A 25,504-nucleotide genomic window follows, 5' to 3' on the forward strand; every position below is an offset into this window, starting at 1 on the left:
CGCCAGACCTTACTTGCCGAAGTCGACTGCCGGTGCAGTCGAGATCGCTTTTTCATTCTCGACCGTGAACGATGGCTTGGTCTCGTAGCCGAACACCATGGCCGTCAGGTTCTTCGGGAACTGGCGCACGGTCACGTTGTAATCCTGGACCGAGGCGATGTAGCGCTGGCGGGCCACCGTGATGCGGTTCTCGGTGCCTTCGAGCTGCGAGGCCAGGTCACGGAAGCTGGTGTCGGCTTTCAGGTCCGGGTATTTTTCGGACACCACCATCAGGCGCGACAGCGCGCTCGACAGTTCACCCTGCACCTGCTGGAACTTCTGGAACGCTTCCGGGTTGTTCAGCACTTCCGGGGTGATCTGGAAGCTGGTGGCCGAGGCGCGGGCGCGCGTGACGGCTTCGAGCGTTTCACGTTCGTGCGAGGCATAGCCCTTGACCGTGTTGACCAGGTTCGGGATCAGGTCGGCGCGGCGCTGGTACTGGTTGACCACTTCGCTCCAGGCGGCCTTGGTCGCTTCATCCTTGGTCTGGAAATCGTTGTAGCCGCAGCCCGAGAGCAGGACGCCGGCGAGGATGGCGCTGCCGAGCAGGCGGGTCCAGCGGGAGATAAAGGTCGTATTCATGGCAGTAAAGGTCCGTGCAAGTTGTCGAATAATCAAAATATACCTGAAACGCGCCGCAATTGGTGTTCCTGCAACCCCGAGGGGCAGGGGACCGCATCGCGGCGGGTACAATAATGGGTTTGCAATTATCCGGATACAAGGGGCTCGACGTGACTTTCATTCAAAAACTGGCGGCTGCATGGACCCGCAACGATTCGCTGCTGTGTGTCGGCCTCGACCCGGACCTGGCGCGCTTCCCGGCGCACCTGGCCGGCCAGCCGGATGCGATCGTGCAGTTCTGCAAGGCCATCATTGACGCCACCGCCGACCTGGCCTGTGCCTTCAAGCCGCAGATCGCCTATTTCGCCGCGCTTGGCGCCGAAGACCAGCTTGAGGAAATCTGCACCTATCTGCGTGAAACGTATCCACACATCCCGCTGGTGCTCGATGCCAAGCGCGGCGACATCGGCGCGACCGCGCACCAGTACGCACGCGAAGCATTCGACCGCTACGGCGCCGATGCGGTGACCGTCAATCCGTATATGGGCTTCGATTCGGTCGAGCCGTACATGGCCTGGCCGGACCGCGGCGTGATCGTGCTGTGCCGCACGTCGAACGCGGGCGGTTCCGACCTGCAATTCCTGGACGTGGGCGGGCGCCCGCTGTATCAGCACGTGGCGCAACTGGTGGCCGACAAGTGGAACCGCAATGGCCAGTGCGCGCTGGTAGTCGGTGCGACGTTCCCGGAAGAGATCGCGCAGGTGCGGGCACTGGTGGGCGACATGCCGCTGTTGATTCCGGGCGTGGGCGCGCAGGGTGGCGATGTCGAGGCGACCGTCAAGGCCGGCCGCACGGCAGGCGGCGCCGGCATGATGATCAATTCATCGCGTGCGATTTTGTATGCGACGCCGCAGGCGGGTGAAGATTTTGCGCAGGCAGCGCGGCGCGTGGCGACGGAAACGCGCGACGCGATCAATGCGGCGCGCAACGCGGCCTGATGAAAACATCACGCCGTTTGGCGTAATGTCGTAGCGGCGTAACGGCGTAATGTCGTAGCGGCGTAACGGCGTAACGGCTAACGGCGTAACGGCGTAATGGCTAACGGCGTAACGGCGTAATGGTGTAACGGCGGTAGGGTGGACGGGTTCCCCCGTCCACGCGTTCAATCAACGTCAATGCGCCACGAGTTCAAGTGAATTTGAACGCGTGGACGGCCAGCCGTCCACCCTACGTATCGCCGACTTTCAGTGCAGTTCAGGCGCGATCATTTCGGCGTAGTCGTACAGCGCGCCGAGAATCGCCTCGGCCCGCTCGTCGGCCGTCTCCGACAATGCATCGATCTCCTGGAACAATTGATCGATGGTTCTGGCCCCGCCGGCGCCCTCGAACAGGCGCGCCGCGCGGTGCGCTTCCCAGGTCTGCATTTCTTCTTCCGATAACGTTTCGGGGAAGTTGCGCGCCCGGTAGCGCAGCAGCAGTTCGTTGAGGCGCTCGTCGTCGAAGCTCACGCGCTTGCCTGTCAGGGCCGCGGGTTTTTGCATGCGGATCGATTCCAGCTGGCGCCGGTCATCCTTGCTGACGAACCCGCCATACAGGTCTTCATCCACATCGACCGGCGTGCCGGATGCCGGCTTTTGCAGCACCTGCGCCCAGACGGCGCGCAGGTCGGGGCCGGCAGCGGCCAGCGCAGCGTGCGCGCGGCCCTGTTCGAGATCGATATCCCAGCGCGTGGCCAGTTCAGGCTGCAGCGTCTTCAGATTGGCCACCAGCATCGGCGACTTGTTCAGGTGCACGCTCTTGATCGGCAGGCGCGTGACGCCTTCCGGCAAGTCGTCGGTGCGCGTGAACATGCGTGTGCGGATCGTCTCGGCATCCAGGGCGAACAGTTCGGATGGATCGTAGCGGCAATCCCAAACCAGGATTTCGTTCTTGTTGGTCGGGTGCTGCGCCAGCGGATAAACGAGGGCCAGGCAGCCGTTCTCGACCGGGAACATGCCGGACACGTGCAGGAACGGCTGGCGCGCTTCAGGGGCCTGGTGCAGGCCGATCTCGGCGGCGACGCGGTCCTTGCGGCGCAGCTCCAGGCAAAAGTCGAACAGGCGCGGCTGCTTGCTGCGGATCAGGCGCGCCAGCGCAATGGTCGCGCGCACGTCCGACAGCGCATCGTGCGCGGCCTCGTGTGCCAGGCCGTTGGCTGCGCTCAGGTGCTCCAGCTTGAAGCTCGGCTTGCCATCGTCGCGCGTCGGCCACACGATGCCGTCCGGGCGCAGCGCATGCACCATGCGCACGACGTCGAGCAAGTCCCAGCGGCCGCAGTTGTGCTGCCACTCGCGCGCGTATGGATCGATCAGGTTGCGCCAGAACAGGTAGCGCGTGACTTCGTCGTCGAAGCGGATCGTGTTGTAGCCGACGCCGATCGTGTCGGGCTGGCTGAATGCGGCCTCGATCTGGCGCGCGAACTCGTGCTCGGGCACGCCGTGTTCGAGGCAGTGCTGCGGCAGGATGCCGGTGATCAGGCACGATTCCGGATCGGGCAGAAAATCATTGGCCGGCTGGCAGTACAGCATGATCGGATCGCCGATCTCGTTGAGTTCAGCGTCGGTGCGGATCGCGGCGAACTGGGCCGGGCGGTCGCGGCGCGGGGTCGCGCCAAAGGTTTCGTAGTCGTGCCAGAGGAAGGTATGCGGGCTCATGTCTTGTTGTTGTCTTGGCTGCAATCACAGCGTCGGCGACATGGTGGCACAGATGCGCCGTCCCGTCACGGCCCGGTGTCACGGTCCGTGCGGGACGGCATTGGGCGCTAGTTGCAGACGCGGTTGCGCCCGGCTTCTTTCGCCCGGTACAGAGCGGCGTCGGCCGCCGCCATCAGCGCGTACTCGTCGCCGTTCTCGCCCAGGCTGGCCACGCCGAACGACGCGGTCAGGTGCGGCAGCTCCACGCGCATGTCGGTAAACACGACGGTGTCGCGCAGGCGCTGGCACAGGCGCTCGGCCACCATCGTGGCCAGTTCGATGCCGGTGTCGGGCAGCACGGCCAGCATTTCCTCGCCGCCGAAGCGAACTGCGAAGTCGGATGGGCGCAGCGCGTCGCGGATCAGGCTGGCTGCGGCCGACAGCGCCACGTCGCCGATGATGTGGCCGTGGGTATCGTTGAACTGCTTGAAGTGGTCGAGGTCGATCATGACGATCGACAGGCCGCTGCCGGTGCGGGCAGCGCGCGCCGCCAGCTTCGGCAACATGTCGTTGAGCCAGGCGCGGTTGTACAGGCCCGTGAGCGGATCGTTGAGCGACAGCTGGCGGTAGAATTCGCCGAGCTTCTGGCGCCGGCGCAGCAGTGCATTGGTGGTGCGGATACGGAACGACAGCAGGCGCAGCAGATTGCGCGCCAGTACGCTCGAGTGGTCGATCAGCGTCCAGACGACGCTCGATTCGATCACCAGGAGCTCGCTGTCTTCCAGCGCCGTCATGGCCGCCAGATTGGCGGCATCGTCCAGCACGGCCTGGTCGCCCACGCTCTCGCCTGGCAAGACGCGGGTGGTGCCGGTTTCGTCGCCTGCGTGCGCGTCCGATTCGATTTCGAGCTGGCCCGAGAGTACGATATACAGGTGCGCCTGGCCACTGTCGTCGATGCGCTCGCCCTGCGGCACGCGCACGATGGCGCAGTCGGCCAGCATCGCGGCGACATCAGGGTCGGTTTCGTCGCGAAACAGTTGCAAGTCGTTGATATTGGTACGGCTGGTGCCGAAGGTGCCGATCTGTTCCAAGTGAGTCCTCGAGCGGTATGCCGCGTTGGCATGCGTGATTGCATGTGTTATTACATCAGCGGGATCATAGCCGATTGTGCCACCCTTGCGCGTTTGGCGAAACTTAAACCATCATGACCACATCTTCACATGACATCCAGCACCACTGAACTGACCGACGCGCTGGGTCAGGTACACCGGCCGGCGCCCGGCGCGCGCATCGTTTCCCTCGTGCCGTCGATCACCGAATTGCTGTGCGACCTGGGCCTGGCACCGCAGCTTGCCGGCCGCACAGGGTTTTGCATTCATCCACAGGCGCTCGTTGCCGCCATTCCCAAGATCGGCGGCACCAAGGACGTCAATCTCGACAAGATCCGTGCCCTGGCGCCGACCCATGTTGTCGTCAATCTCGATGAAAACACCCGGCCGACGTACGACGCGCTGCTGGAGTTCGTGCCGCATGTGATCGTCACGCATCCGGTGACGCCGCAGGACAATCTGGCGCTGGCCCGCCTGCTGGGCGGCATCTTCGGCGTGCAGGATGCGGCCGAATCCTGGTGCACCGCCTTCGAACAGGCCTTGGCCGCGCTGCGTGCCCGGCCCGCCGGTCCATCACGGACCGTGCTGTACTGCATCTGGCAGGATCCGTGGATGAGCATCTCGGCCGATACCTATATCGCTGCGATGCTGGCCGAGCTGGGTTGGCGCGTGCCGCACCTTGGCGAAGACCGCTACCCGCGCTTCACATGGTCGGACAGCCTGGTCGACGGGCTTGACGCCGTGCTGCTGTCGACCGAGCCCTACCGCTTCACGCAGGCGCATGTGGACGCGCTGGAAAAACAGATCGGTATTCCCGTGCTGCTGGTCGATGGCGAAATGCTGTCGTGGTACGGCAGCCGCGCGCTGGCGGGTGTGAATTATCTGGGGACGTTGCGGGAAATGCTGGAAGGTGCGCCGCGCTAGGTACTTGAAACGCGGCATGCTTGTTGCCCCTGCGCCCATGGCGGGCGCAGGGTCCTGCGGGCACTGATCAGTTATCGGTCAGGTGCTTGTCGGCCGTTGGATCGATCTCGCCGTCAGCGCCGACCACCGGAACGGCGGTATGGCGATGCTTGTCGTGCAGGCGACCGATGGTGCTGTCGAGTGCACGGGCCAGTTTGCCGCTGGCGTTGTTGATGGCCTGGTGCAGGTCATTTGCATGATCGTGCACGACAATCGGGGCCACGCCGGCCAGGCGTGCTTCGAGCATGCAGTGGTTGCCGCCGTCCGCTTTCTTTTCCTTGTTCTCGTCGCTCAGGTGAACGTCGACGCGGGTCACTTGCTCGCTGAAACGACCGATGGAAGCGCGCACGACGGTATCCACGTGCTCGTCCAGGCCCTGGTGCTTGGTGATGGTGTTATCGGTATTGACATTGATCTGCATGGATGGCTCCTGTAATCGTTATGGCTTTATCTTACACGCCCCGCGATTTTTACCGCGTCCGCTCCGCCAACCGTGCTCGACCCGGCATACGACCATCAAACCACGTCTTTTTCCCGCGCTGCCTCATGGTGCGGAAAACGGTCCATCCGCGACAGCACCGGAAACAGCATCGCCCACACGCCCGTCACGACCAGCGTGGCCACGCCGCCGAGCAGGATCGCGCGGGTCAATCCCAGCCAGCCAGCCGTGACGCCGGACTCGAATTCACCGAGCTCGTTCGAGGCGCCGATGAACACCGAGTTCACGGCGCTCACGCGCCCGCGGATATCGTCGGGCGTTTCGTACTGCACCAGCAGGTGGCGGATATACACGCTGACCATGTCGCCCACGCCCAGCAGGAACAGCGCGCCGAAGGCCACCGCAAAGTGGTCGGTCAGGCCCAGCACGATCACGCACAGCCCGAACAGGGCAACGCCGCCGAACATCCAGGCGCCGACGCGGCGCGTGATCGGGAACATCACCAGCGCCACCGAGCACAGGGCCGCGCCCATGCCCGGCGCGGTGCGCAGGAAGCCCAGGCCGGACGGCCCGGCGCCCAGGATGTCATGTGCGTAGGCCGGCAGCAGGGCGGTCGCCCCGCCGAAGAGCACCGCGAACAGGTCGAGTGAAATCGCGCCCAGCACGATCGGGCGCGAGCGCACGAAGCGCAAGCCTTCGAGCAGCGTGTGCCAGCTGACGGGCGCCTTGTTGATCACCTGCGCGATCGTGCGCGTGTTCGTCATGAGCAGGACCGCCAGCGCCAGCAGCGAGGCGGCGGTCATGTGCACCGTCTGCGGGCCCAGCACGTAGATCAGGCCGCCGACGATCGGGCCGAGGATCATCGCCACGTGCATCGTCGAGGAACCCAGCGCCACGGCCTGGCTGAAGTCGCGGTCCGGCACCAGGTTCTTGAGCACCGCCTGCGAGGCCGGCATCATGAAGGCACGTGCGCTGCCGAACAGCACCAGGATCGCGAACACGGGCCACACGGTCGTGCTGCCACTGGCCGTGAACGCAATCAGCATCGCGCTGCACAGCAGTTGCACGGCCATGCAGCACAGCACGATCAGGCGCCGGTTGTAGCGATCGGCCACGTGGCCGGCCCAGAGAATCAGCACCAGGAACGGCGCAAACTGCGCCAGGCCGATCAGGCCCAGGTCGAACAGGCTGCCGGTGATCTGGTAGACCTGCCAGCCGATCGCCACGCTCTGCATCTGTACGGCAAAGGTGGCGAGAAAGCGCGCCGACAGGTAGAACGCCAGGTTACGGTTGCGCAGGACACCCAGGCGCCCGGTCGGGGAAATCAGCGGCATGGGCCCTTACTGGTCGGCCAGATCGGCGGCGGTCGTGAACGCGTCGGCGAAGAATTCGTCCTCGGGCAGGCCGCACAGCGCCACGTAGTCGCGGCGCGCCGCATCGACCATGAGCGGTGCGCCGCAGGCATATACCTGATGGCCGGAGAGGTCGATGATGTCCTGCACGACAGCGGCATGCACGTAGCCAGTGCGGCCCGTCCAGGCATCCTCGGGCAGCGCATCCGAAATCACCGGCACGTAGGTGAAGTCGGGCAGCGTGGTTTCCCAGGCGCGGCACAGTTCGTCCATGTACAGGTCTTGCGGGCGGCGACCGCCCCAGTACAGCGTGACCTTGCGCGTGGACTTCAGGTGCATCAGGTGCTCGACCAGGGCCTTGACCGGTGCGAAGCCGGTGCCGGACGCCAGCAGCACGATCGGCTTGTCGGAATCTTCGCGTAAAAAGAAGGTGCCGAGCGGGCCTTCGAAGCGCAGGATGTCGCGCTCTTTCATTGCGCCGAACACGTGGTCGGTGAACAGGCCGCCGGGCAGGTGGCGGATATGCAGTTCGAGCGGGCCTTCGAACGACGGCGCATTGGCAATCGAATACGCGCGGCGCTTGCCGTCCTTGAGCAGGAATTCGATGTACTGGCCGGCGCGGTAGGCCAGCAATTCATTGGCCGGCAATTGCAGGTTGACGATGGCGACGTCCGGCGCGGCCTTGCGGATGCCGGCAACGCGGGTGGGCATCTTGCGCAGCGGGTAATCCGAGCTGCCGCCCACTTCGCGCGCTTCGATCACCAGGTCGGCCGACGGCATCGCGCAGCAGAACAGCGCCATGCCGGCGGTCTTTTCGATGTCGGAGAGGGCGCGCTGCTGGTAGGGCTTGTGCTCGATGGCGCCATCGAGCACCTTGCCCTTGCACGAGCCGCAGGCGCCGTTCTTGCAGCCATACGGCAGGCCGACGCCGGCGCGGATGGCGGCGGCCAGGACGGTTTCATCGGCTTCGCAGCCGAACTGGCTGCCGCTGGGCTGGACGGTGATCTGGAAGGTCATGCGAATGGAGAAGTTGGGGCGCGAACGCGGGTGGTTGGTGGGGTGCGCCGGCGTGCGGCGAGAGGCCGCCATTCTACACCCGCCCTTGTTTTGCCGGGCGCGCCCTGTGCTACAGTTGCCGCCTCCACGACCCCGCGATTCTTTCATGACCATGCCATCCCGCCCCGCTTTTGCCCGTCCGCGCCTGTTGATTATCGGCTGCGGCGACGTCGGCATGCGCCTGCTGCCACTGCTGGCCGGGCGCTTCCGCGTGTTTGCACTGACCAGCCAGCCGGAGCGCTGTGCCGAACTCCGCGCGGCCGGTGCGGTGCCGGTCGTCGCCGACCTCGACCAGCCCGCAACGCTGGCGCGCCTGCGCAATCTGACGCCGTGGGTGCTGCACCTGGCTCCGCCACAGCCCGACGGCGATACCGACCGCCGCACGCGCCACCTGGTGGCGGCGCTGGGGGCCGTGCGCCGCATCGTGTATGTGAGCACCAGCGGGGTGTATGGCGATTGCGGCGGGGCGCTGGTGAAAGAGTACCGGCCGGTGGCGCCGAAGAACGGGCGTGCCCGGCGCCGCGTCGACGCCGAGCGCATCCTGCGCGCGTGGGCCCTGGTGGCCGGTGCGACGCTGTCGATCCTGCGCGTGCCGGGCATCTACGCCGCCGACCGGCTGCCGCTGCGCCGGTTGGAGCAGGGCACGCCGGCGCTGCGATTTGAGGACGATGTGTACACCAACCATATTCACGCCGACGACCTGGCCCGCATCGTGCTGCAGGCGTTGACACGTGGCCGGTCCGGGCGGGTATATCACGCGGTCGACGACACGCGCATGAAGATGGCCGATTACTTTGACGCCGTGGCCGATACCTTCGGCATGCCGCGCTCACCGCGCCTGCCGCGCGCCGAACTGGCGCAGCTGGTCTCGCCCGTGCTGCTGTCGTACATGTCCGAGTCGCGCCAGCTCGACAACACGCGCCTGCGGCGCGAGCTGCGCGTGCGTCTGCAATACCCGGACGTCGCCACGGCGCTGGCGCGCCTGCGGCGCTGAGCCACGCCGTCGGGTATTCCCGCTTATATCCGCTTATGCCCGCTTGCCGGGCGACGCGCAGAACGCGATCTTGCTCGTCATGAGGGCCGGCAGGCCCGGCGAGGCGCAGAAAGTGCTGTCTGCGCCCTTGGCAACCGGCTTGCCGGGAGACGCGCAGAAGGCGGTGGCATTCGCTGCGGCTGCCGGTTTGCCCGGGGACGCACAGAACGCGGTGGCGCCTGCCGGCTTGCCTGGCGACGCGCAGAACGCAGCGTCGCCCCTGACCACGACACCGAACTCGGCTTCGTACAGCGCGCGCATGCGCTCGCCCGCCTGGACATGCTCGCCTTCGGTGCCGGCGGCGATGCCGACGTACGGATAGTGGTGCAGGAAGAAGCCGAAGGCGGCCTCGCAGTCACGCGCGTACTTCATGGTGTCGAGGATGTGGTAGTGCCAGAAGGTGTCGACATCGACCGTTGGCGAGGCACCGGCATCCGGGTACTTTTTCATGAGGAACAGGAAGCGCCGGTATTCGGTTTCCACGGCGTTGGTGCGCATTTCGGACCAGCCCTCCCCGGACGCTTCGTGCATCAGCTTTATCTTGATCGGGTTCAGGTCAAGCGCCTCGAAGGCAGCGTATTCGGTATGGGTCGACATCATGATCACCTCGTGTGGTTGTGTGGATGAATCGGAAAGTGCTGGCGGCTGTCACGGTGCCTGAGTGCAGTATTTCCATGGCGCATTACCGGAAAATTCCGGTGGTGTTGACCTGTGACAGACACAGCCATTGTCATGCGCTGGCTCAGCTCAGCAGTTGAGCTGGATCAAACTTGGGAGCATGGACGAGCGCGGTGACGGGCGACGTCGTCACCGTTGCTGGGAAAGGGGATGCCTCAGGCGGCGATGGGCGAGATTGGGGCGCTGTCGGTGCGCATGCCGGCGGCCGCCGGAGCGCCGGCCGCCGGAGCGCCGGCCGCCGGCATGCCATCCACCGGGATGCTGACCACGATCGTGGTGCCGCCGCCCATGCCGCTGCTGTTGATCGAGAACGAGCCGCCCAGGATGGCGATGCGTTCCTCGATGCCCACCAGGCCGAAGGAGCCGTGGCGGTTGCGGCTGCCCGGCTGCAGGCCGACGCCGTTGTCGCGGATGGTCATGGTGAGCATGCCGGCATGCTGGTGCAGCGTGATGCCGACTTCGCTGGCACGCGCGTGGCGCGCCACGTTGTTGAGCGACTCCTGCAGGATGCGGAAGAACGCGGTCGCACTGTTGTCATCGATGCGGTGCTCGCCATCGTCGTCCACCAGCTCGCAGGTGATGCCGGTGCGGCGCGCGAAGTCGGCCACCTGCCAGTCGACGGCGGCCGACAGGCCCAGGTCGAGTACGTTCGGCCGCAGGTCGTTGATGATCTGGCGCACGCTGCGGATGGTGACGTCGATCTGGCGCACCGTGGCTGCGGCGCGCGCGTGCAGGCGCTGCTGCGCCCCACGGGTACGGTTGGCCAGCAGTTCGGCCTCGATTTTCAGCGCCAGCAGGTTCTGCGCCAGGTCGTCGTGGATTTCGCGCGCAATGCGCTTGCGCTCGCCTTCCTTGATCTGCTCCGCGTGGGCGGCCAGCAGGCGCAGTTTTTCATGGCTGGCCTGCAGCTTGGTCTGCGAGGCGCGCAGTTCGCGCGTCATTTCCTCGGCCATGCGCAGCGCGTTGCGGCGCGACGAGGCCAGCGTCTGGAACAGCGCGTAGAGCAGGGCGGTACTCATGCCGGCGGCAAGCGCCGCCAGCCATGGGTAATACATGTCGAAGCGGGTGTACATGTCGGATCTGGGAATGCTGAAATCGGCGCGCCAGACGCGCTGGTTGAATTCAATGGGCAGGCTGGCCGCGAAGATCCCGTCGTCGGTCTGCGAGGTGGCTGGATTGGGTTGCGCGCTCGTCGCCAGGCTGTCGTACAGCACGGCGCGCGGCGGCGCTTCGCCCGGTTCCGGCGCCAGCGCGGTCAGCTCGGTCAGCACCAGGCGCACGCCCTTGACGGGAAATTCATCGAGCACACCGGCGACCAGCGGCGCAAGGCCGAAGCCAAGACCGGCCGAACCGATATACGCCAGGCGCCGTTCCTCGACGCTGTCGTTGGGCAGGTCGCTGCGGTAGACCGGCAGGCGCAGCGCCAGCGCACTCTGGTTGGGACCGGGCCGCAAGGCGATGCGGGTCCCCGAAGCGCTCGAGCTGCCGGTATCGCGCGACATGGCCAGCGAGCGCCGGGTCGTGCCGCGCGCTTCCAGGTCCAGCCCCAGCCGGTCAAGCAGATTCGGCGGCAACGGTTCCATGTACACCAGGACGGTGTAGGTATCGCGATCCGGCGCCGTCAGCAACGGGGTGTGCGCGACGCCGCGCCGCGCCAGGCGCTTTTGCAACTCGTCGTTCAGCGCCGGCAGGCCGTCGGCGCGCACCGCGCGCGCGTAATTGATGTTGACGATCCCGGGGAACTGGCGCTTGATGTCGAGTTCACCGACATACTGGTGGAACTGGGCCGCGCTGGTATCGGGTTCGGCGCGAAACAGGCCGGCGACCCCGCGCAGCACGTCGCTGTAGCTTTTGATCCGGGCATCGATATTGTTCTGGGCGGCGCGCGCCATGGCGCGAAAGCGTGTCTGCGCATCGCTCTCGATCGCGCCGGACGTCGCACAGTAGGCGCCGGCCCCGAACGCCAGCGACAGCACCACGCCGACGATCATGGCGGCGGGTACGAACGTCCCGGATTGGCGGTCTGGATGCATGGCGGATCTCACGAACGTGAGGCTGGTTGTGGACGTGCGTGCGGATGATGTTTCTACGCTAAGCATTGTCGGCGTCCACCGTAGCTAGCAGGTTTACTAGGTTCTGCAACAATGCTGCCCCTTGACGACATCACGGCGCCCGGCTCGTTGCGAGCGGGGCACCGTGACACAGTTGGCGTGGGACCGGCCTAGTTGAAGCTCAGCCCGTTGTTGCTGGCGTTACTGACTTTCTTGCCCTTCAGGTCGACCGTGAAATGGTCGCTCGGCTTGGCCGAACCAAGACCCTTGAGGATCGCGAAGACGCCCTTGAACTGCTGCTGGAACGGCACGTTCACGGGGTTCTGGTCGGACGGCTTGTCGCCGATGCGCACGATCGGCGTCGGGCTGGCCGGGAACGCCGCCATCAGCACCTTGTACTGGTTGACGCGCGCCTGGCCCATGTCGCGCAGGGCCAGTTCGCCCGCGTACACGGTACGGTGGAAGTCGCCGTAGAACGCGTACGGGGTGAGGTTCGCAAAGTCGTCCAGGCGCAGGCCGGCAGCCGTGGCCAGGCGTTCGGCGCGCACCGTGGCGTCCTGCCAGTCGGTGGCCAGCGTCGAGGCGGCAACCGTGGTGGTCGGGGGCGTGCCGGCGGCGGCGCATGCGGCGCTCAAGGGCAGGATGCCGGGCGCGTCCTTCAGTTGCGCCAGCGTGACCTTGGTCTGCAACTGTGACAGGATCAGCATCTGCTTGCCGTTCAGGGCCATCGCGGCTTCTTTCATCTCGCACGGCCAGTATTCTTCCATGAAGCGCAGGCGCGACAGCTCGCCGAAGTACTGGTGCGTGAATTCGCCGTACGAACGGGTATCGAGGATGCTGCGGTCCCAGCGCTTGGCGACATCGGCGTTAACCGAGCTGCCCTTGAGGTAGTCGTTCTCGACGACGTAGTGCGGGAACAGTTCGGCAAAGCGTGGCACCGTCGACAGCGGCATGGTCTGGACGTCGATCGTCTCGGCGTCCTTGTAGGTGACGACCTTGTAGGCGGCGCCATACACGGCCAGCGACGGCGACTGCACGTTGACGAGGTAGTTACTGCTGCCATCAGTGTGGTCGTTGGTGCCGTTGAAGTGCATGTGGCCGCCCACGTGCAGGCGCAGGCCCGTGGCCGCCACGGCATTCGCAACATTCTGGTCCGGCACGCGCGCCGTCTGGAACGCGCCGGACTTGAACACGTCCTTCATGGCCTGCGTCTGGTTGGCGTAGAAGTCCATGGTCGGGTAGTGCGAGAAGGCCATCAGCTGCTTGCCCTCGGCCTTGGCGCGCGCAGCAACCGACTTGATGTAATCCATCAGGAACATCTTGTGGGTGATCACCTTGTTCCAGCCGGCGTTACCGGCGCCGTCGAAGCCCTTGAAGCTGGTCGGGTTGGCCGGGTCGAACTTCGCGTTCGGCACGAACACATTGGCGTCGATCGACAGCAGCCACAGGCCCTTGACCGGCTCGACCAGGTAGGTCGTGTCGATCAGCTTCGTGCATTTGGTGAAGGCTTTGCCCAGCTTGGCCTCGCCAGCAGCTTTATAGGCGCCGCCCGAGCCTTCGGCGCAGATTTCGAATTCACGGCTCTTGCCGCCAGACTGCGCCAACGCTGCGTCATACGTGTACTTGCCGGCGTCGTACTTGCTGAACGGGGTTTCCCACAGCAGGTCGGCCTTGTTCGGCATGAAGCCGAATTCGCCCATCTTGACCATCAGGCGTTCGGTGCCTTGTTCCATGACCTGGTCGGTGCAGATCACCGTCGGGTCCTTGGCCAGGCACGCCGGATTGCCAGTGGCATAGATTTTCTGTTCCTTGCCGTCCTTGGTCAGAAAGTCGTTCTTGCCCGCTTCGTTGTCGTCAAACGGCTCGACCGGGTCGTGGTTGCCGGGCGCGATGAAAAAGCGCATGCCCTTGGCCTGGTACTGCTTCATGATCTCGGCGATGCCGTCGACGTTCATCGGCTGGGCGTCGTCGGTATAGTCGCCCGGCAGCGCAACGACGCGAATGCCCTTGGCATAGGCGTCGTCGAGCGCGGCGTAGAAGGCGAAGTAATTTTCGTTGAACAGGCGCGTGGAGGTCAGCTGCGCATACATCGTGCGGATGGTCGCGTTCTTGCCATCCTTGGTCGGAATGCCCGCGAACTGGCTGCTCTTGAAGTCGCCGTAGACATTCTGGAAGTGCACATCGCTCATGAAGGCGACGGCGGTGCTGACCGGGGCAGGGGCCGGCGCCGGGCTTTGCACCGGCGGCGTGGCGGTGACAGGGGCGTCGCTGTCGCCGGGACTGCAACCTGCCAGCACGGCCAGCAGGGAAAGCGCCGCGCAGGCGGCAGCGCGGTGAGGCATTGGACGGGTCATGCAATTACTCCGGTCATCAAGATGCCCGGAGGATGACATCGTTGCATGACCGGATGGTTACATGACCGGATAGTTACATGAGGCTGTTACTTGCCCCAGCTGTCCTTGAGCGTCGTCACCCGGTTGAAGACCGGCTTGCCCGGCGTCGAATCGACGCGGTCGGCCACGAAGTAGCCGTGACGCTCAAACTGGAAGCGCTGGTCGCCCACGGCGTCCTTCAGGCCCGGTTCCAGATACGCGGTGATGGTTTCCAGCGCATTCGGATTGAGCACCGTCTTGAAGTCCTTGCCGCCGGCGTCCGGCTGCGGGTCCAGGAACAGACGGTCGTACAGGCGCACTTCGGCTTCCAGTGCGCTGGCGGCGCTGACCCACGTGATGTTGCCCTTGACCTTGTAATTGTCCGCGCCCGGCGTGCCCGACTTCGAATCCTCGAAGTACTTGACGTGCACGGCGGTGACGTTGCCGTCGGCATCCTTGTCGAAGCCCGTGCACTCGACCACGTAGCCATACTTCAGGCGCACGCGGCTGCCCGGCAGGTCGCCCTGCGGCGGCGTGAAGCGGAAGTAGCCCTTGACCGGCGTTTCCATGAAGTCTTCCTGCTCGATCCACAGTTCGCGGGTGAACGGGAAGGTGCGCTTGCCCATCTCGGGATGGTGCGGGTGCACCGGCGACGAACATTCGTGCGACTCGCCTTCGGGGAAGTTGTCGACGATGAGCTTCAACGGGCGCAGCACGGCAATCGCGCGCGGCGCCTTTGGGTCGAGATCATCGCGCAGCGCGCCTTCGAGCGTGCTCATGTCGATCCAGCCGTCGGCCTTCGACACGCCGATGCGCTCGCAGAACAGCTGCAGCGATTCGGGCGTGTAGCCGCGGCGGCGCAGGCCAACGATGGTCGGCATGCGCGGATCGTCCCAGCCGGTGACGGTGCCATCGTCGACCAGCGCGCGCAGCTTGCGCTTGGAGGTCACGACATAGGTCAAATTCAGGCGCGCAAATTCGTACTGGCGTGGCACGGGCTTGTTGAAGAAGCCGCCTTCGGCCAGCGTCTCGACCAGCCAGTCGTAGAACGGGCGGTGATCCTGGAATTCCAGCGTGCACAGCGAGTGCGTGATGTTTTCGATCGCATCCGAGATCGGGTGCGTGTAGTCGTACATCGGGTAGATGCACCAGGCGTCGCCCGTGCGGTGGTGGTGCGCATGGCGGATGCGGTACAGGGCCGGATCGCGGTTCGTCATGATTGGCGAGGACATCGCGTCTTCGCTCATCTTGGCGCGCAGGATGTGTTCGCCATCCTTGTACTTGCCGGCTTTCATGTCGCGGAACAGCTGGAGCGATTCTTCGGTCGGGCGGTCGCGGAAGCGCGAATTGGTGCCCAGCGTGCCGAAATTGCCGCGGTTCTTCGCCATCTCTTCGGCGCTCTGGCTGTCGACGTAGGCTTTCCCGTTCTGGATCAGGTACTCGGCCATCGCGTACAGCTGGTCGAAGTAGTCGCTGGCGTAGTACAGGTGCTCCTGGCCCTCCTGCTGCCACGAGAAACCGAGCCACTTGACGCTGTCGATGATCGTGTCGACGTATTCCTGGTCTTCCTTCTCGGGATTGGTGTCGTCGAAACGCAGGTGGCACAGGCCGCCGTAGTCGCGCGCCAGGCCGAAGTTCAGGCAGATCGATTTGGCGTGGCCGATGTGCAGGTAGCCATTCGGCTCGGGCGGGAAGCGCGTGATCACGGGCGGCAGGCCCTCGCGGGCATGCGTGCCGGCGGCCAGGTCGGATTCGACGATGGCACGCACAAAGTTCGACGACGGTGCGTTGCCCGGCGCCGGGGAATTCTTGTCGTTGCTCATGAGATAGTTCTGGGAGGGTAAGGTGTCGGGCATTTTACCGTAGACAGCGGCCCTGTAGCATGCCCTCGTCGTTACCCTGCCTGCTGCCACCGCCATCCCGCAAAAGCGGGCACCCGCGCCCCGTCGAACCTTTTCTATAGGATAATCTCTCTTTAAACCGTGATTCATTGCCAGACGGCTGACGCCGGGAGAGTTTCTGTTGGAAAATTTATATGCGATCCTCGGCGTGGCCCCGAATGCCACCGACGATGAGATCAAGAAGGTCTACCGCTCGCTGGCCATGCGCTATCACCCGGACCGCAACCAGGCGCCGGGCGCCGAGGCGCGCTTCAAGGCCGTGAGCAAGGCCTACGAGATCCTGTCTGACCGCGCGAAGCGCGACGACTACAACCAGAGCCTGAACCACCGCATCGTGCTCGACGCCGAAGCCGAAGCCTTCGAGCTGTGGCGCTCGCTGTTCGCCCTGAACGGCGTCAGCCTGCCCGCGCACTGACGCTTTGGCCGCCGATGCGGCCCGCCATACACATCTACAGGACACACTATGAAAAACGTACATCCCGAATTCTCTTTCCAGTCGCGTGAACTGGAAGGCCAGATCGAAGGCACCCTGGGCGACCCGCCGAACCGCAAGAACTACGACATGATGGTGAACGCGCTGGTGTCCGAATACGCCGACGGCGGCGGCATCGACGACGTCAACATGATGGCCTTCGCGCTGGTCGACAAGATCCGCTTTCTGGACGCCAAGGGCCTGATGCGCGAAGCGCTCGACTATGCCGACGGCGACCCTTCCAAGGTGTTCGCGATGGCCGAATGCACGGGTGACGACGGCGCCAAGATGTACGAAGCGATGACGACTAACTTCCCGGAGCTGGCGCGCCAGGCGATCATCACCGCATTCCTGTTCAAGAACCAGAATCGCTGGGACGATGAAGACCAGTCGCTCGAGCAGCTGGGCCGCAATGACGATGGCGACGATGTCGATGAAGACGGCGAAGCAACCGACGACTTCAGCGGCCTGTTCGACGAAGGAGACCGCGATGAGCGATGATACCGGCAGCAAGAACGAACACCTGCCAGCCTTGACGCAGCAGGTGGGCGACTTGGTGCTGGCCGGCTCGCTCGACCACGCCGAAGAGGTGTTTTCGAAGGCGGCCGACGAGCATGGCGACTACGCCGTGGCGCAGGTGCTGAGCGACCTGCCACCGCAAGTGACGGCGCTGCACCTGGCCGGCTTTGACGGCGGCAAGACGTCGCTGGCCACGATGCTGGTGCCGCCCAAGGCCTGGGCGGACAGCCTGGCCTACATCGCCGCGACCTGGCCCGACAACCTGATCGAGGACGATCCCGAGCGCATCGCCGAAAACCTGTTCAACCACGTCCATGGCGTGGTGTATGCGCAGGACGACGAAGAGCGCCGCAACGAGCTGCTCGAAGCAGCGTCCGCCACCGACCATGGCGCGACGATCTTCGCGATCATGTGGTCGCTGGCCCCGCGCGAAATCCTCGAAGTGGCGGGCGAAATCCTGTCCAAGGGGCGCTACGTGAGCGGCCAGACGAGCGCGGACAGCGACATCGTGCCGCTGGCGGTCGACCTGGCCAAGGCCAGCGAAGATGGCTGGGAGCGTTCGCTGCTCGAGCTGTTCCCTGAATTCCGCCACAGCGCCGAGATGGCCGAGATCGAACTGCCGGACGATCCGGATGAAGAGTCCGAATTCATGCAGCGCTCGACCCGCGACCTGTTGCTGCGCCTGCGCAAGCAAGTGCCGTCGGTGCGCAGCATGCCGCGCCGCAGCCCGCGCCGCAGCCTGGGTTCGGACATCTTTTCGTGACGGCAGGCTCCAGCATGTTGCCCGCCATTGTCATTGAAAAGCCGCCCCGGCTGATCCGCGCGATCCGGCTGCTGCCGGTCGACGCCACGCCCGATGAAGCGGCGATCCTGGCCGACGAACTGTCCGGGATCACCGCCATGGTGGCCGAAAAGTTCACCAACGACCGCACGGCCGAAGGCATCGGGCGCGCGCTTCTGTTGACGGTCGGCGGCATCTCGCTGGGCCTCGAACACCTGATCCAGACCGAGGAAGAGGGCGACCTCGATGCGCTCGACATCCTGATCGGGGAGGGCGCCGAGCACGCGTTCCAGGCCGGCTTTCGCCTGATCCGCGAGCTGGCCGCGCTGCCCGAGGACAGCCTGGTGAGCGAGTACGATCTCGATCCGATCTACGCGCAGCGGCGTCTGAAGGAGCTGTTCGTCGACATCTGCACGGCCGATCCGGGCGAATCGTGGTCGGGCTATGAGCGCTATCTGGGCCAGGTGCGCCAGCGCCAGGAAGTCCAGGCGGTGGTCAAGGCCGCCGAGTGGCTGCGCAAGCACCACTACGAGGGCGCGGTCGTCGATCCGGACCTGAATGCCGAAGGCGTGATCGCGATGGCGATCATCTTTGCGGCCGAAGGTGGCGCGCGTATCACGGCGCGCACCGGCCAGCGCGAGTTCGAACGCTTCGTCAAGGCGGTGCGCAAGCACAATCCCGACTTCGAGGCCGGCTGGGCCGAGCTGATGGCCCGCGTGCCGCCGGCACATCAGCCAGTCATCGCCGCCCGCATCGCGACCTACCGCGCCAGTTGCACGGTGCTGCAACTGATTGGCACGACAGCGACGATGAAGCAGCTGTTCGCCGAAATGGAAAACTACGCCGGGTCGGAGCTCGATCCCGAGTATCCGTGAAAGCTGCCAGGTGAGCGCGTCGGGCGCCCGCATTGCCGCCGGCAGCGCGGCGTTCCGGCGCATCAACCGCGCCATGGCCTTTGGCGGCTTTTCCACCTTCGCATTGCTGTATTGCGTCCAGCCCTTGATGCCGCTAATGGGCCGCGACTTCGGGTTGTCACCCGCGCAGAGCAGCCTGGTGCTGTCGGTGGCGACGGCCACGCTGGCCCTGGCGCTGCTGGGCTCCAGCAACGTCGCCGAGCGCTTCGGGCGCAAGAAGGTCATGGTCGGCTCGATGCTCAGCGGCGCGGTGCTGACCCTGGGCTGCGCCTTTGCTTCCGACTACATTCACCTGGTGGCGCTGCGCGCCTGCATGGGCCTGATGCTGGGCGGCTTGCCGGCCGTGGCGATGGCTTACCTGGGCGACGAGATCGAACCGACATCCCTTGGCCTGTCGATGGGCATGTACATCAGCGGCAGTGCCTTTGGCGGCATGACGGGGCGGGTACTGTCGGCCTTCATCAGCGATTTCGCCTCATGGCGCATTGCGCTCGGCGTGCTAGGCGCGGCCGGGCTGTACGCGGCGTGGGAATTCTCGCGCAGCCTGCCAGCCTCGCGCCATGGCGCGACGCTGCCGGCGCGCGGGCCTGGCTTCATTGCAGGCTTGCGCATCCACTTGCGCGATCCGGGGCTACCGTGGCTGTTCGCGCTGTCGTTCCTGCTGATGGGCGCGTTTATCACGCTGTACAACTATATCGGCTACCGCCTGCTGGGTGCGCCGTTCAACCTGCGCCCGAGCGCCGTCGGGCTGCTATCGCTGCTGTACCTGCTCGGTATTGTCAGTTCGATGTGGGCCGGCAAGCTGGCCGACCGGCTCGGACGGCGCAATGTGCTGTGGCTCTTGATGGGGCTGATGATCGCCGGGTTGCTGATCACGCTGGCCGATTCGCTGGTGGCGATCGTGTTGGGCGTGGGCCTGGCAACCTTCGGCTTTTTTGCGTCGCACTCGGTGGCCAGCAGCTGGGTAGGGCGGCGCGCACGGGCGCCGCAGGCGCTGGCCTCGGGCATCTACCTGTTTTTCTATTACCTGGGATCGAGCGTGGTGGGCTGGTCGGGCGGGTACGTCTATGAGCACTGGGGCTGGACCGGTGTCGTGACCTTGCTGGCGGGGCTGCTGGGGGTGGGGCTGGCGATCGCGCTGCATCTGCGGCGCCTGGCGCCGTTGCCGGTGAGCTACTAGCCGGAGTAAATAGGGAGCAATACCGAGTAGCGGGCAACACCGATGCCGTGCGCCGGCCGAAAACCGGTCGCACAAGTAAAAACGCCACGCTGCGAAGCGTGGCGTTGTCCGATCAGCGGCGAGCTGCGCGGTTTTGCGGGCGCGGTGCGCCGCCGGTCTTGCCAAGGTGACGGAAGGTGATCCGGCCCTTGCTCAGGTCGTACGGCGACAGTTCGAGGCTGACCTGGTCGCCGGCGATGATGCGGATGTGGTTCTTGCGCATCTTGCCCGAGGTGTAAGCGATCAGCTTGTGGCCGTTTTCGCAGTCGATACGATAACGCGAGTCCGGCAGCACTTCAGCCACGACGCCATTCATTTCGATGAGTTCTTCTTTTGCCATGATGGAGCTCCTGTAAATTTTAATATTGGGTAATCACACCAGCCTGGCGCGTGGCGCACGGGCTGGCGAATGATGCGGCCTGCGTGAAGCAGGCAGTGTCAGGATGGGAATAATATTGACTTCGCTGGGTGTTGCGGCCCGTGTGCCATCTCGTGCCGTGGCGTCGCGCTTTGCGCGAATCATTTGTCCACAGGAACACGATATGGGGACGGTAGTAGAATTTTCCAGTGGCAATCTCGTGTTGTCATTCCTGAAACTTTGTAATCGTGGAGGAGTGATCGATGCCATACAAGCGATAGTGTAGCACGGTTGCCGGTCTGCGGCTCATGCGCACGCATAATGACGATATAATCTGCTTAACTTCCGTTGCAAAAAGCAACGCTTTTCACCAGGTCTTTCGCGTGCAGCATTTGCCCCACGTGTCGATCGGCCGACTTTCCTGGGCTGCTCTCATGAACGACCACATTTCCGCCAATGTAACCGGCCGTATTTCCACCGGTATCGCCGGCCTCGACGACATCCTGGGTGGCGGCTTGACGCCCCAGCGCGTGTATCTCGTCGAGGGTTCGCCCGGCGCCGGCAAGACCACCCTCGGCCTGCAATTCCTGCTCGACGGCATGGCGCGCGGTGAAGCCGGCCTGTATGTCACGCTTTCCGAAACCACCGACGAACTGATTGCGGTGGGTCAAAGCCATGGGTGGGACCTGACCCCGCTGTCGATCTACGAGCTGGCAGGTGAAGACGACCTTGATCTTGACTCGCAGCAGTCCGTGTTTCATCCGTCCGAAATCGAGCTGGGCGAAACGACGCGCAAGGTGATGGACCGGGTCGACGAACTGCAGCCGGTGCGGGTGGTGTTCGACAGCCTGTCCGAAATGCGGCTGCTGGCCCAGAATCCGCTGCGCTACCGGCGCCAGATTCTTGCTCTCAAACAATTCTTCTCCGCGCGTGGCTGTACCGTGCTGCTGCTCGATGACAAGACCAACCAGTCCGATCAGCAGCTGCACAGCATTGCCCACGGCGTCATCAGCCTGGAGCAGATCGCCCGCGACTACGGCAAGGAACGGCGCCGCGTCAATATCCTCAAGATGCGCGGGATTCGCTTCCGTGGCGGCTACCACGACTATGCGCTCGACACGGGTGGCATCACGATGTACCCGCGCCTGGTCGCCGCCGAACACGTGCGCGATTTCGTGCCGCTGGTCGGCTCGAGCGGCTCCGACGGCTTTGACGCGCTGCTGGGCGGCGGTCTGATTCGCGGCACCAACACGCTGATCGTCGGCCCCTCCGGCATCGGCAAGACGACGCTGTCCACGCGCTGCCTGCTGGCCGCGCTCGAGCGTGGCGAAAAGGCGGCCTACTACCTGTTCGACGAAGGCCTGGGCACCTTCTTTGCCCGCAGCACGCAACTGGGGCTGGACCTGCGGCCCTACCTGGCCACCGGCCAGCTCGCGATGTGCCACTTCGATCCGGCCGAACTCTCGCCCGGCGAATTCGCGCAACTGCTGCGCGACGCCGTCGAACAGCAGGGCACGCGCTTCATGGTGATCGACAGCCTGAACGCCTATCTGCAGGCGATGCCGGGCGAACAGTTCCTGACATTGCAGATGCACGAACTGCTGTCGTACCTGAACCAGCAGGGCGTGACGACCATGATGATCCTGGGCCAGCATGGCCTGATGGCCGAAGGGCGCACCGACGTCGACCTGAGCTATCTGAGCGACAGCACGGTGCTGATGCGCTTCTTTGAAGCGAGCGGTAATGTGCGGCGCGCGATCAGCGTGATCAAGAGCCGCACCACGCAGCACGCACAGACGATTCACGAGCTGCAACTGGGCGAGGGCGGCGTGCGCATCGGCGCGCCGCTCGTGGGCTTCGAGGGTGTGCTGACCGGCATCCCCAACTACCGCGGCGCCACGCCCATGATGGATCCGGTCCCAGATGCCGGGCAATAGCCAACCGCGCAGCGCGCACGAAGAGCGCATCCTGATTTTCGCGCCGCGCGGGCGCGACGCCGACGTCATGGCGTCGGTGCTGCAGCGCGATGGCCTCGAGTGCAAGGCCTTCCTCGACTTCGCCCAGCTTGGGGCGGCGATCGAGGAGGGCGCCGGCGCGGCCATCCTGGCCGAAGAAGCGCTGCAGAACATCGATCCCAGGGCCTTGCATGCGTGGCTCGAGGCGCAGGCGCCGTGGTCCGACTTTCCGTTCATCGTGTTGCTGGCCAAGACCGTCGGCCTGCAGCAGGGCGCGGCGCGCGAGCGCCTGGGCGACTACGGCAACGTGATCCTGCTCGAACGCCCGCTCAATGCCCAGACGCTGCGCAGTGCCAGCATCTCGGCCCTGCGCGCGCGCCGCCGCCAATACCAGGCGCGCGACGTGCTGGCCGACCGCGAGCGCACGGCGCAGAGCCTGCACGACAGCCGGCAGGAACTCGTCGCGCTGAACGAAACGCTCGAATCGCGCATCGACGAGCGCACCCGCGCGCTGGCCCAGGCCAACGACCGCCTGATGAACGAAATCATCGAGCGCGAGCGCGTGCAGCAGGCGATGGCGCAGTACCAGAAGATGGAAGCGGTCGGGCGCCTGACCGGCGGCATCGCGCACGATTTCAACAATCTGCTCAATGTGATCCAGGGCAGCATGGATCTGATCCTGTTGATGTCGAAGGACGATGTGGCCAAAGGCCGCGCCGAGATCGCGCGCCGCGCCTGCCAGCGCGGCGGCAAGCTCACGAGCCAGTTGCTGGCGTTCGCGCGCAACCAGAGCCTCGACCTGCGCGAAACCGATATCGGCCTGCTGTTCGACGGCGTGCGCGAACTGGTGGCCAGCTCGGTCGGCTCGGCCATCCGGCTGCGCTTTGCCGTCGACGACGACTGCGCGGCGGTGCTGGCCGATGGCAACCAGATGGAGATGGCCTTGCTCAACCTGGCCATCAATGCGCGCGACGCGATGCCGGCCGGCGGCGAGCTGGTGTTCGCAGCGGGCCTGTCGGCCCCGCCGGCCGGCTTGCTGGCCGAGGGCGACTATGTGCGCATCGCGGTGACCGACAGCGGCGAAGGCATGGCGCCGGATCTGGTGGCCAAGGTGTTCGAGCCGTTCTTCACGACCAAGGGTGTCAAGGGCACGGGACTGGGCCTGAGCCAGGTGTACGGCATGGCGCAGCAATCGGGCGGCGCGGCGCGCATCCTCAGCGAACAGGGCGTGGGCACCACGGTGGAAATCTGGCTGCGCGCCGCCACCAATATCGACGAGGCCGAGCCGGCGCCATTGGCGCAGATGCCGGTCGCAAGCCACCCGGCCCGCATCCTGATTGTCGAGGACGACGATTTCGTGCGCGCCTCGATGGTGTCGTCGCTCGAAGCGCTCGGCCACCAGGTGACGCAGGCGGCCGACGGCGAAGCGGGCCTGGCGGCGCTGCAACGGGCGCGCCCGGAACTCCTGATCACCGATTACCTGATGCCCGGCATGACGGGCGCCGACCTGATGGTGCGTACGCGCGATATGTTCCCGGGCCTGCCGATGATCATCGCTACCGGCTACGCCGACATGAAGGCGATCGAGCAGGTGATCGGCGACGATATCGTGCTGCGCAAGCCGTTCCAGCTGGCCGAACTGGCCGTGAGCGTCGGCCAGGCCCTGGATCGCCAGCGCCAGCGCGAGAGCGCGGCACTCGTATGAATGCACTGCTACTCTCCAACGGACGATCGTGACGACAGCACCTGACCCATTCGACTATGAAGCCGCCATCGGCGCCTGCGCCCGCGGCGACCGGCATGCCCTGCGCCGGCTGTATGACCAGGAAAGCCCGCGCCTCCTCGGCGTGGCACTGCGCATCGTGCGCGACCGCCAGAGCGCCGAAGACGTCGTGCATGACGCTTTCGTGAGCATCTGGACCCGCGCCGGCACGTTTGATGCCACGCGCGGTTCGGGCCGCGGCTGGATGTACACGATCGTGCGCCACGGGGCACTCGACGCCGTGCGCGATGGCGCCCACGAAGTCGGCGTCGACGAAGACACGCTCGATGCGCTCGACGCCGACGCCTTCGATCCCAATATGCAGGACGCCTTCGAGCTGCGCCAGGACATGGGCCGGCTGCACGAGTGCCTGACCCGGCTCGATCCGGCCAAGCGCAACAGCATCCTGCATGCCTATGTGGATGGCTTCTCGCACAGTGAAATCGCCGAGCGGCTCAAGTCGCCGCTGGGCACGGTCAAGGCCTGGATCAAGCGCGGCATGAGCGCGCTGCGGGAGTGCATGGTATGAACGCTACACACGATTACGACGAACTTGCCGGCCAATACGTGCTCGGCACGCTGCCGCGCGCCCAGCGGCTCGAGGTCGACGCCGCGCTGGCCAATAACGCATCATTGCGCGCCGCCGTCGCATTCTGGGAAGCACGGCTGCTGCCCTTGACCACGCTGGTGGAACCGAGCACGCCACCGGCGTCGCTGTGGGCGCGCATCGAGCGCAGCCTGGGCCATGTCACCAAACCGGCGCCGACTGCACGCGCCGGCTGGTGGGAGCGCCTGGGCCTGTGGCGGGGCCTGGCCGCGGGCGGTTTTGCTGCCGCTGCCGTCATGGCGGTAGTGGTGGGCCTGCGCGTCAATGACTTGCAGCAGCCGCACTACATGGTCGTGCTGGCCGCGCCACAGAACGCGGCGCCTGGTTGGGTGCTCAAGATGACGGGGGCGACGACGTTGCGCCTCGAGCCGCTGGTGGCGACCGCCGTGCCGGCGCAGCGCGCGCTGCAATTGTGGACCAAGGCCGACGACTGGTCCGGTCCCGTGTCGCTGGGTCTCGTCAAGCCTGGCGAGACCGTCGAGGTCAAGCTCGACAAGCTGCCGAAGATCGTGCCGAACCAGCTGTTCGAGATCACGCTGGAGCCGGAAGCCGGCTCCCCGATCGGCAAACCGACCGGCCCGATCCTGTTCATCGGCCGCGCTGTCGTCATCTAGAAATCGCGCACACCAATGGAAAAGGGCGTTCCCACGCAAGCGGGAACGCCCTTTGTTCATGCTACGGTGCGATTATC

23 protein-coding genes are annotated in these 25,504 nt (G+C 65.2%); 12 read left to right on the forward strand and 11 right to left on the reverse strand.

Features of this window, described 5'->3' with window-relative positions; translation table 11 throughout:
• Positions 1–9: 9 nt before the first annotated feature.
• Positions 10–621 (reverse strand): LemA family protein, encoded by a 612-nt coding sequence (locus tag AC1MGT_RS17810; protein WP_499501365.1) that lies wholly within the window; start codon positions 619–621, stop codon positions 10–12.
• A 149-nt stretch (positions 622–770) separates the two neighbouring features.
• Here AC1MGT_RS17810 and pyrF point away from each other — a divergent pair, with 149 nt between their 5' ends.
• Entirely contained in the window at positions 771–1,598 is an 828-nt protein-coding gene (pyrF, locus tag AC1MGT_RS17815; protein WP_499501367.1) for an orotidine-5'-phosphate decarboxylase, read from the forward strand.
• 246 nt (positions 1,599–1,844) lie between these two features.
• On the opposite strand, the gene sbcB is transcribed toward pyrF, so the two are convergent.
• Positions 1,845–3,293: an exodeoxyribonuclease I gene (gene sbcB, locus AC1MGT_RS17820; RefSeq protein ID WP_499501369.1), complete on the reverse strand. Its 1,449-nt coding sequence runs from the start codon at positions 3,291–3,293 to the stop codon at positions 1,845–1,847.
• 107 nt (positions 3,294–3,400) lie between these two features.
• Positions 3,401–4,363, reverse strand: a complete 963-nt coding sequence (locus AC1MGT_RS17825) for a GGDEF domain-containing protein (RefSeq protein WP_332530395.1) — start codon at positions 4,361–4,363, stop codon at positions 3,401–3,403.
• A 129-nt stretch (positions 4,364–4,492) separates the two neighbouring features.
• Between AC1MGT_RS17825 and AC1MGT_RS17830 the strand changes: the two genes are divergently transcribed.
• Positions 4,493–5,305: a helical backbone metal receptor gene (locus tag AC1MGT_RS17830; protein ID WP_499501370.1), complete on the forward strand. Its 813-nt coding sequence runs from the start codon at positions 4,493–4,495 to the stop codon at positions 5,303–5,305.
• Between the two features lie 67 nt (positions 5,306–5,372).
• Here the strand turns inward: AC1MGT_RS17830 and AC1MGT_RS17835 are convergent, their stop codons facing one another.
• The 3 genes from AC1MGT_RS17835 to AC1MGT_RS17845 all read right to left on the reverse strand — a co-directional run bounded on the left by AC1MGT_RS17835 (position 5,373) and on the right by AC1MGT_RS17845 (position 8,152).
• Positions 5,373–5,765: an HPF/RaiA family ribosome-associated protein gene (locus AC1MGT_RS17835; protein ID WP_499501372.1), complete on the reverse strand. Its 393-nt coding sequence runs from the start codon at positions 5,763–5,765 to the stop codon at positions 5,373–5,375.
• A gap of 95 nt (positions 5,766–5,860) precedes the next feature.
• The gene (locus tag AC1MGT_RS17840; protein ID WP_499501373.1) at positions 5,861–7,117 is read right to left on the reverse strand and encodes an MFS transporter; all 1,257 of its coding nucleotides are present in this window, start codon (positions 7,115–7,117) and stop codon (positions 5,861–5,863) included.
• Between the two features lie 6 nt (positions 7,118–7,123).
• Complete coding sequence (locus AC1MGT_RS17845; protein WP_499504311.1) at positions 7,124–8,152, reverse strand: CDP-6-deoxy-delta-3,4-glucoseen reductase; 1,029 nt, start codon at positions 8,150–8,152, stop codon at positions 7,124–7,126.
• 151 nt (positions 8,153–8,303) lie between these two features.
• Between AC1MGT_RS17845 and AC1MGT_RS17850 the strand changes: the two genes are divergently transcribed.
• A complete protein-coding gene (locus tag AC1MGT_RS17850) occupies positions 8,304–9,185 on the forward strand; it encodes an NAD(P)H-binding protein (RefSeq protein ID WP_499504312.1) in 882 nt (293 codons plus the stop codon).
• A gap of 33 nt (positions 9,186–9,218) precedes the next feature.
• Here AC1MGT_RS17850 and AC1MGT_RS17855 read toward each other — a convergent pair whose 3' ends face one another.
• From AC1MGT_RS17855 to AC1MGT_RS17870, 4 genes are all read right to left on the reverse strand, one after another.
• Positions 9,219–9,824 (reverse strand): glycine-rich domain-containing protein, encoded by a 606-nt coding sequence (locus AC1MGT_RS17855; RefSeq protein ID WP_499501376.1) that lies wholly within the window; start codon positions 9,822–9,824, stop codon positions 9,219–9,221.
• Positions 9,825–10,057: 233 nt separating this feature from the next.
• Positions 10,058–11,935 carry a sensor histidine kinase gene (locus AC1MGT_RS17860; protein WP_499501378.1) on the reverse strand — a complete coding sequence of 626 codons (1,878 nt, stop codon included), beginning with the start codon at positions 11,933–11,935 and terminating at the stop codon, positions 10,058–10,060.
• A 188-nt stretch (positions 11,936–12,123) separates the two neighbouring features.
• Positions 12,124–14,307, reverse strand: coding sequence for a metallophosphoesterase (locus AC1MGT_RS17865; RefSeq protein ID WP_499501380.1), 2,184 nt, complete (start codon positions 14,305–14,307; stop codon positions 12,124–12,126).
• 86 nt (positions 14,308–14,393) lie between these two features.
• On the reverse strand, positions 14,394–16,148 hold the full coding sequence (locus AC1MGT_RS17870; RefSeq protein WP_499501381.1) for a glutamine--tRNA ligase/YqeY domain fusion protein: 1,755 nt from the start codon (positions 16,146–16,148) through the stop codon (positions 14,394–14,396).
• Between the two features lie 199 nt (positions 16,149–16,347).
• Between AC1MGT_RS17870 and AC1MGT_RS17875 the strand changes: the two genes are divergently transcribed.
• The 5 genes from AC1MGT_RS17875 to AC1MGT_RS17895 are packed head-to-tail and all read left to right on the forward strand — an operon-like array spanning position 16,348 to position 20,092.
• On the forward strand, positions 16,348–16,641 hold the full coding sequence (locus tag AC1MGT_RS17875; protein WP_499501383.1) for a DnaJ domain-containing protein: 294 nt from the start codon (positions 16,348–16,350) through the stop codon (positions 16,639–16,641).
• A 48-nt stretch (positions 16,642–16,689) separates the two neighbouring features.
• Entirely contained in the window at positions 16,690–17,199 is a 510-nt protein-coding gene (locus tag AC1MGT_RS17880; RefSeq protein ID WP_499501385.1) for a hypothetical protein, read from the forward strand.
• The gene (locus AC1MGT_RS17885; protein ID WP_183549872.1) at positions 17,189–17,980 is read left to right on the forward strand and encodes a hypothetical protein; all 792 of its coding nucleotides are present in this window, start codon (positions 17,189–17,191) and stop codon (positions 17,978–17,980) included. Before AC1MGT_RS17880 ends, AC1MGT_RS17885 begins: the two co-directional genes overlap by 11 nt.
• A gap of 14 nt (positions 17,981–17,994) precedes the next feature.
• Positions 17,995–18,873: a hypothetical protein gene (locus tag AC1MGT_RS17890; RefSeq protein ID WP_183549875.1), complete on the forward strand. Its 879-nt coding sequence runs from the start codon at positions 17,995–17,997 to the stop codon at positions 18,871–18,873.
• Positions 18,874–18,883: 10 nt separating this feature from the next.
• Entirely contained in the window at positions 18,884–20,092 is a 1,209-nt protein-coding gene (locus tag AC1MGT_RS17895; protein WP_499501387.1) for an MFS transporter, read from the forward strand.
• A gap of 112 nt (positions 20,093–20,204) precedes the next feature.
• Here AC1MGT_RS17895 and infA read toward each other — a convergent pair whose 3' ends face one another.
• Complete coding sequence (gene infA / locus AC1MGT_RS17900) at positions 20,205–20,471, reverse strand: translation initiation factor IF-1 (protein ID WP_183549881.1); 267 nt, start codon at positions 20,469–20,471, stop codon at positions 20,205–20,207.
• A gap of 452 nt (positions 20,472–20,923) precedes the next feature.
• On the opposite strand from infA, the gene AC1MGT_RS17905 reads away from it, so the two are divergent.
• From AC1MGT_RS17905 to AC1MGT_RS17920, 4 genes are read left to right on the forward strand one after another with little or no spacing between them, the layout of a single operon-like run.
• On the forward strand, positions 20,924–22,426 hold the full coding sequence (locus AC1MGT_RS17905) for an ATPase domain-containing protein (protein WP_499501388.1): 1,503 nt from the start codon (positions 20,924–20,926) through the stop codon (positions 22,424–22,426).
• Complete coding sequence (locus AC1MGT_RS17910; protein WP_499501389.1) at positions 22,413–24,149, forward strand: response regulator; 1,737 nt, start codon at positions 22,413–22,415, stop codon at positions 24,147–24,149. Before AC1MGT_RS17905 ends, AC1MGT_RS17910 begins: the two co-directional genes overlap by 14 nt.
• A gap of 28 nt (positions 24,150–24,177) precedes the next feature.
• Entirely contained in the window at positions 24,178–24,735 is a 558-nt protein-coding gene (locus tag AC1MGT_RS17915; protein ID WP_499501391.1) for a sigma-70 family RNA polymerase sigma factor, read from the forward strand.
• Complete coding sequence (locus AC1MGT_RS17920) at positions 24,732–25,427, forward strand: anti-sigma factor (RefSeq protein WP_499501392.1); 696 nt, start codon at positions 24,732–24,734, stop codon at positions 25,425–25,427. Before AC1MGT_RS17915 ends, AC1MGT_RS17920 begins: the two co-directional genes overlap by 4 nt.
• The last annotated feature ends 77 nt before the right edge of the window (positions 25,428–25,504 follow it).

The sequence above is a fragment of the Telluria sp. BA11 genome, from assembly GCF_056680305.1.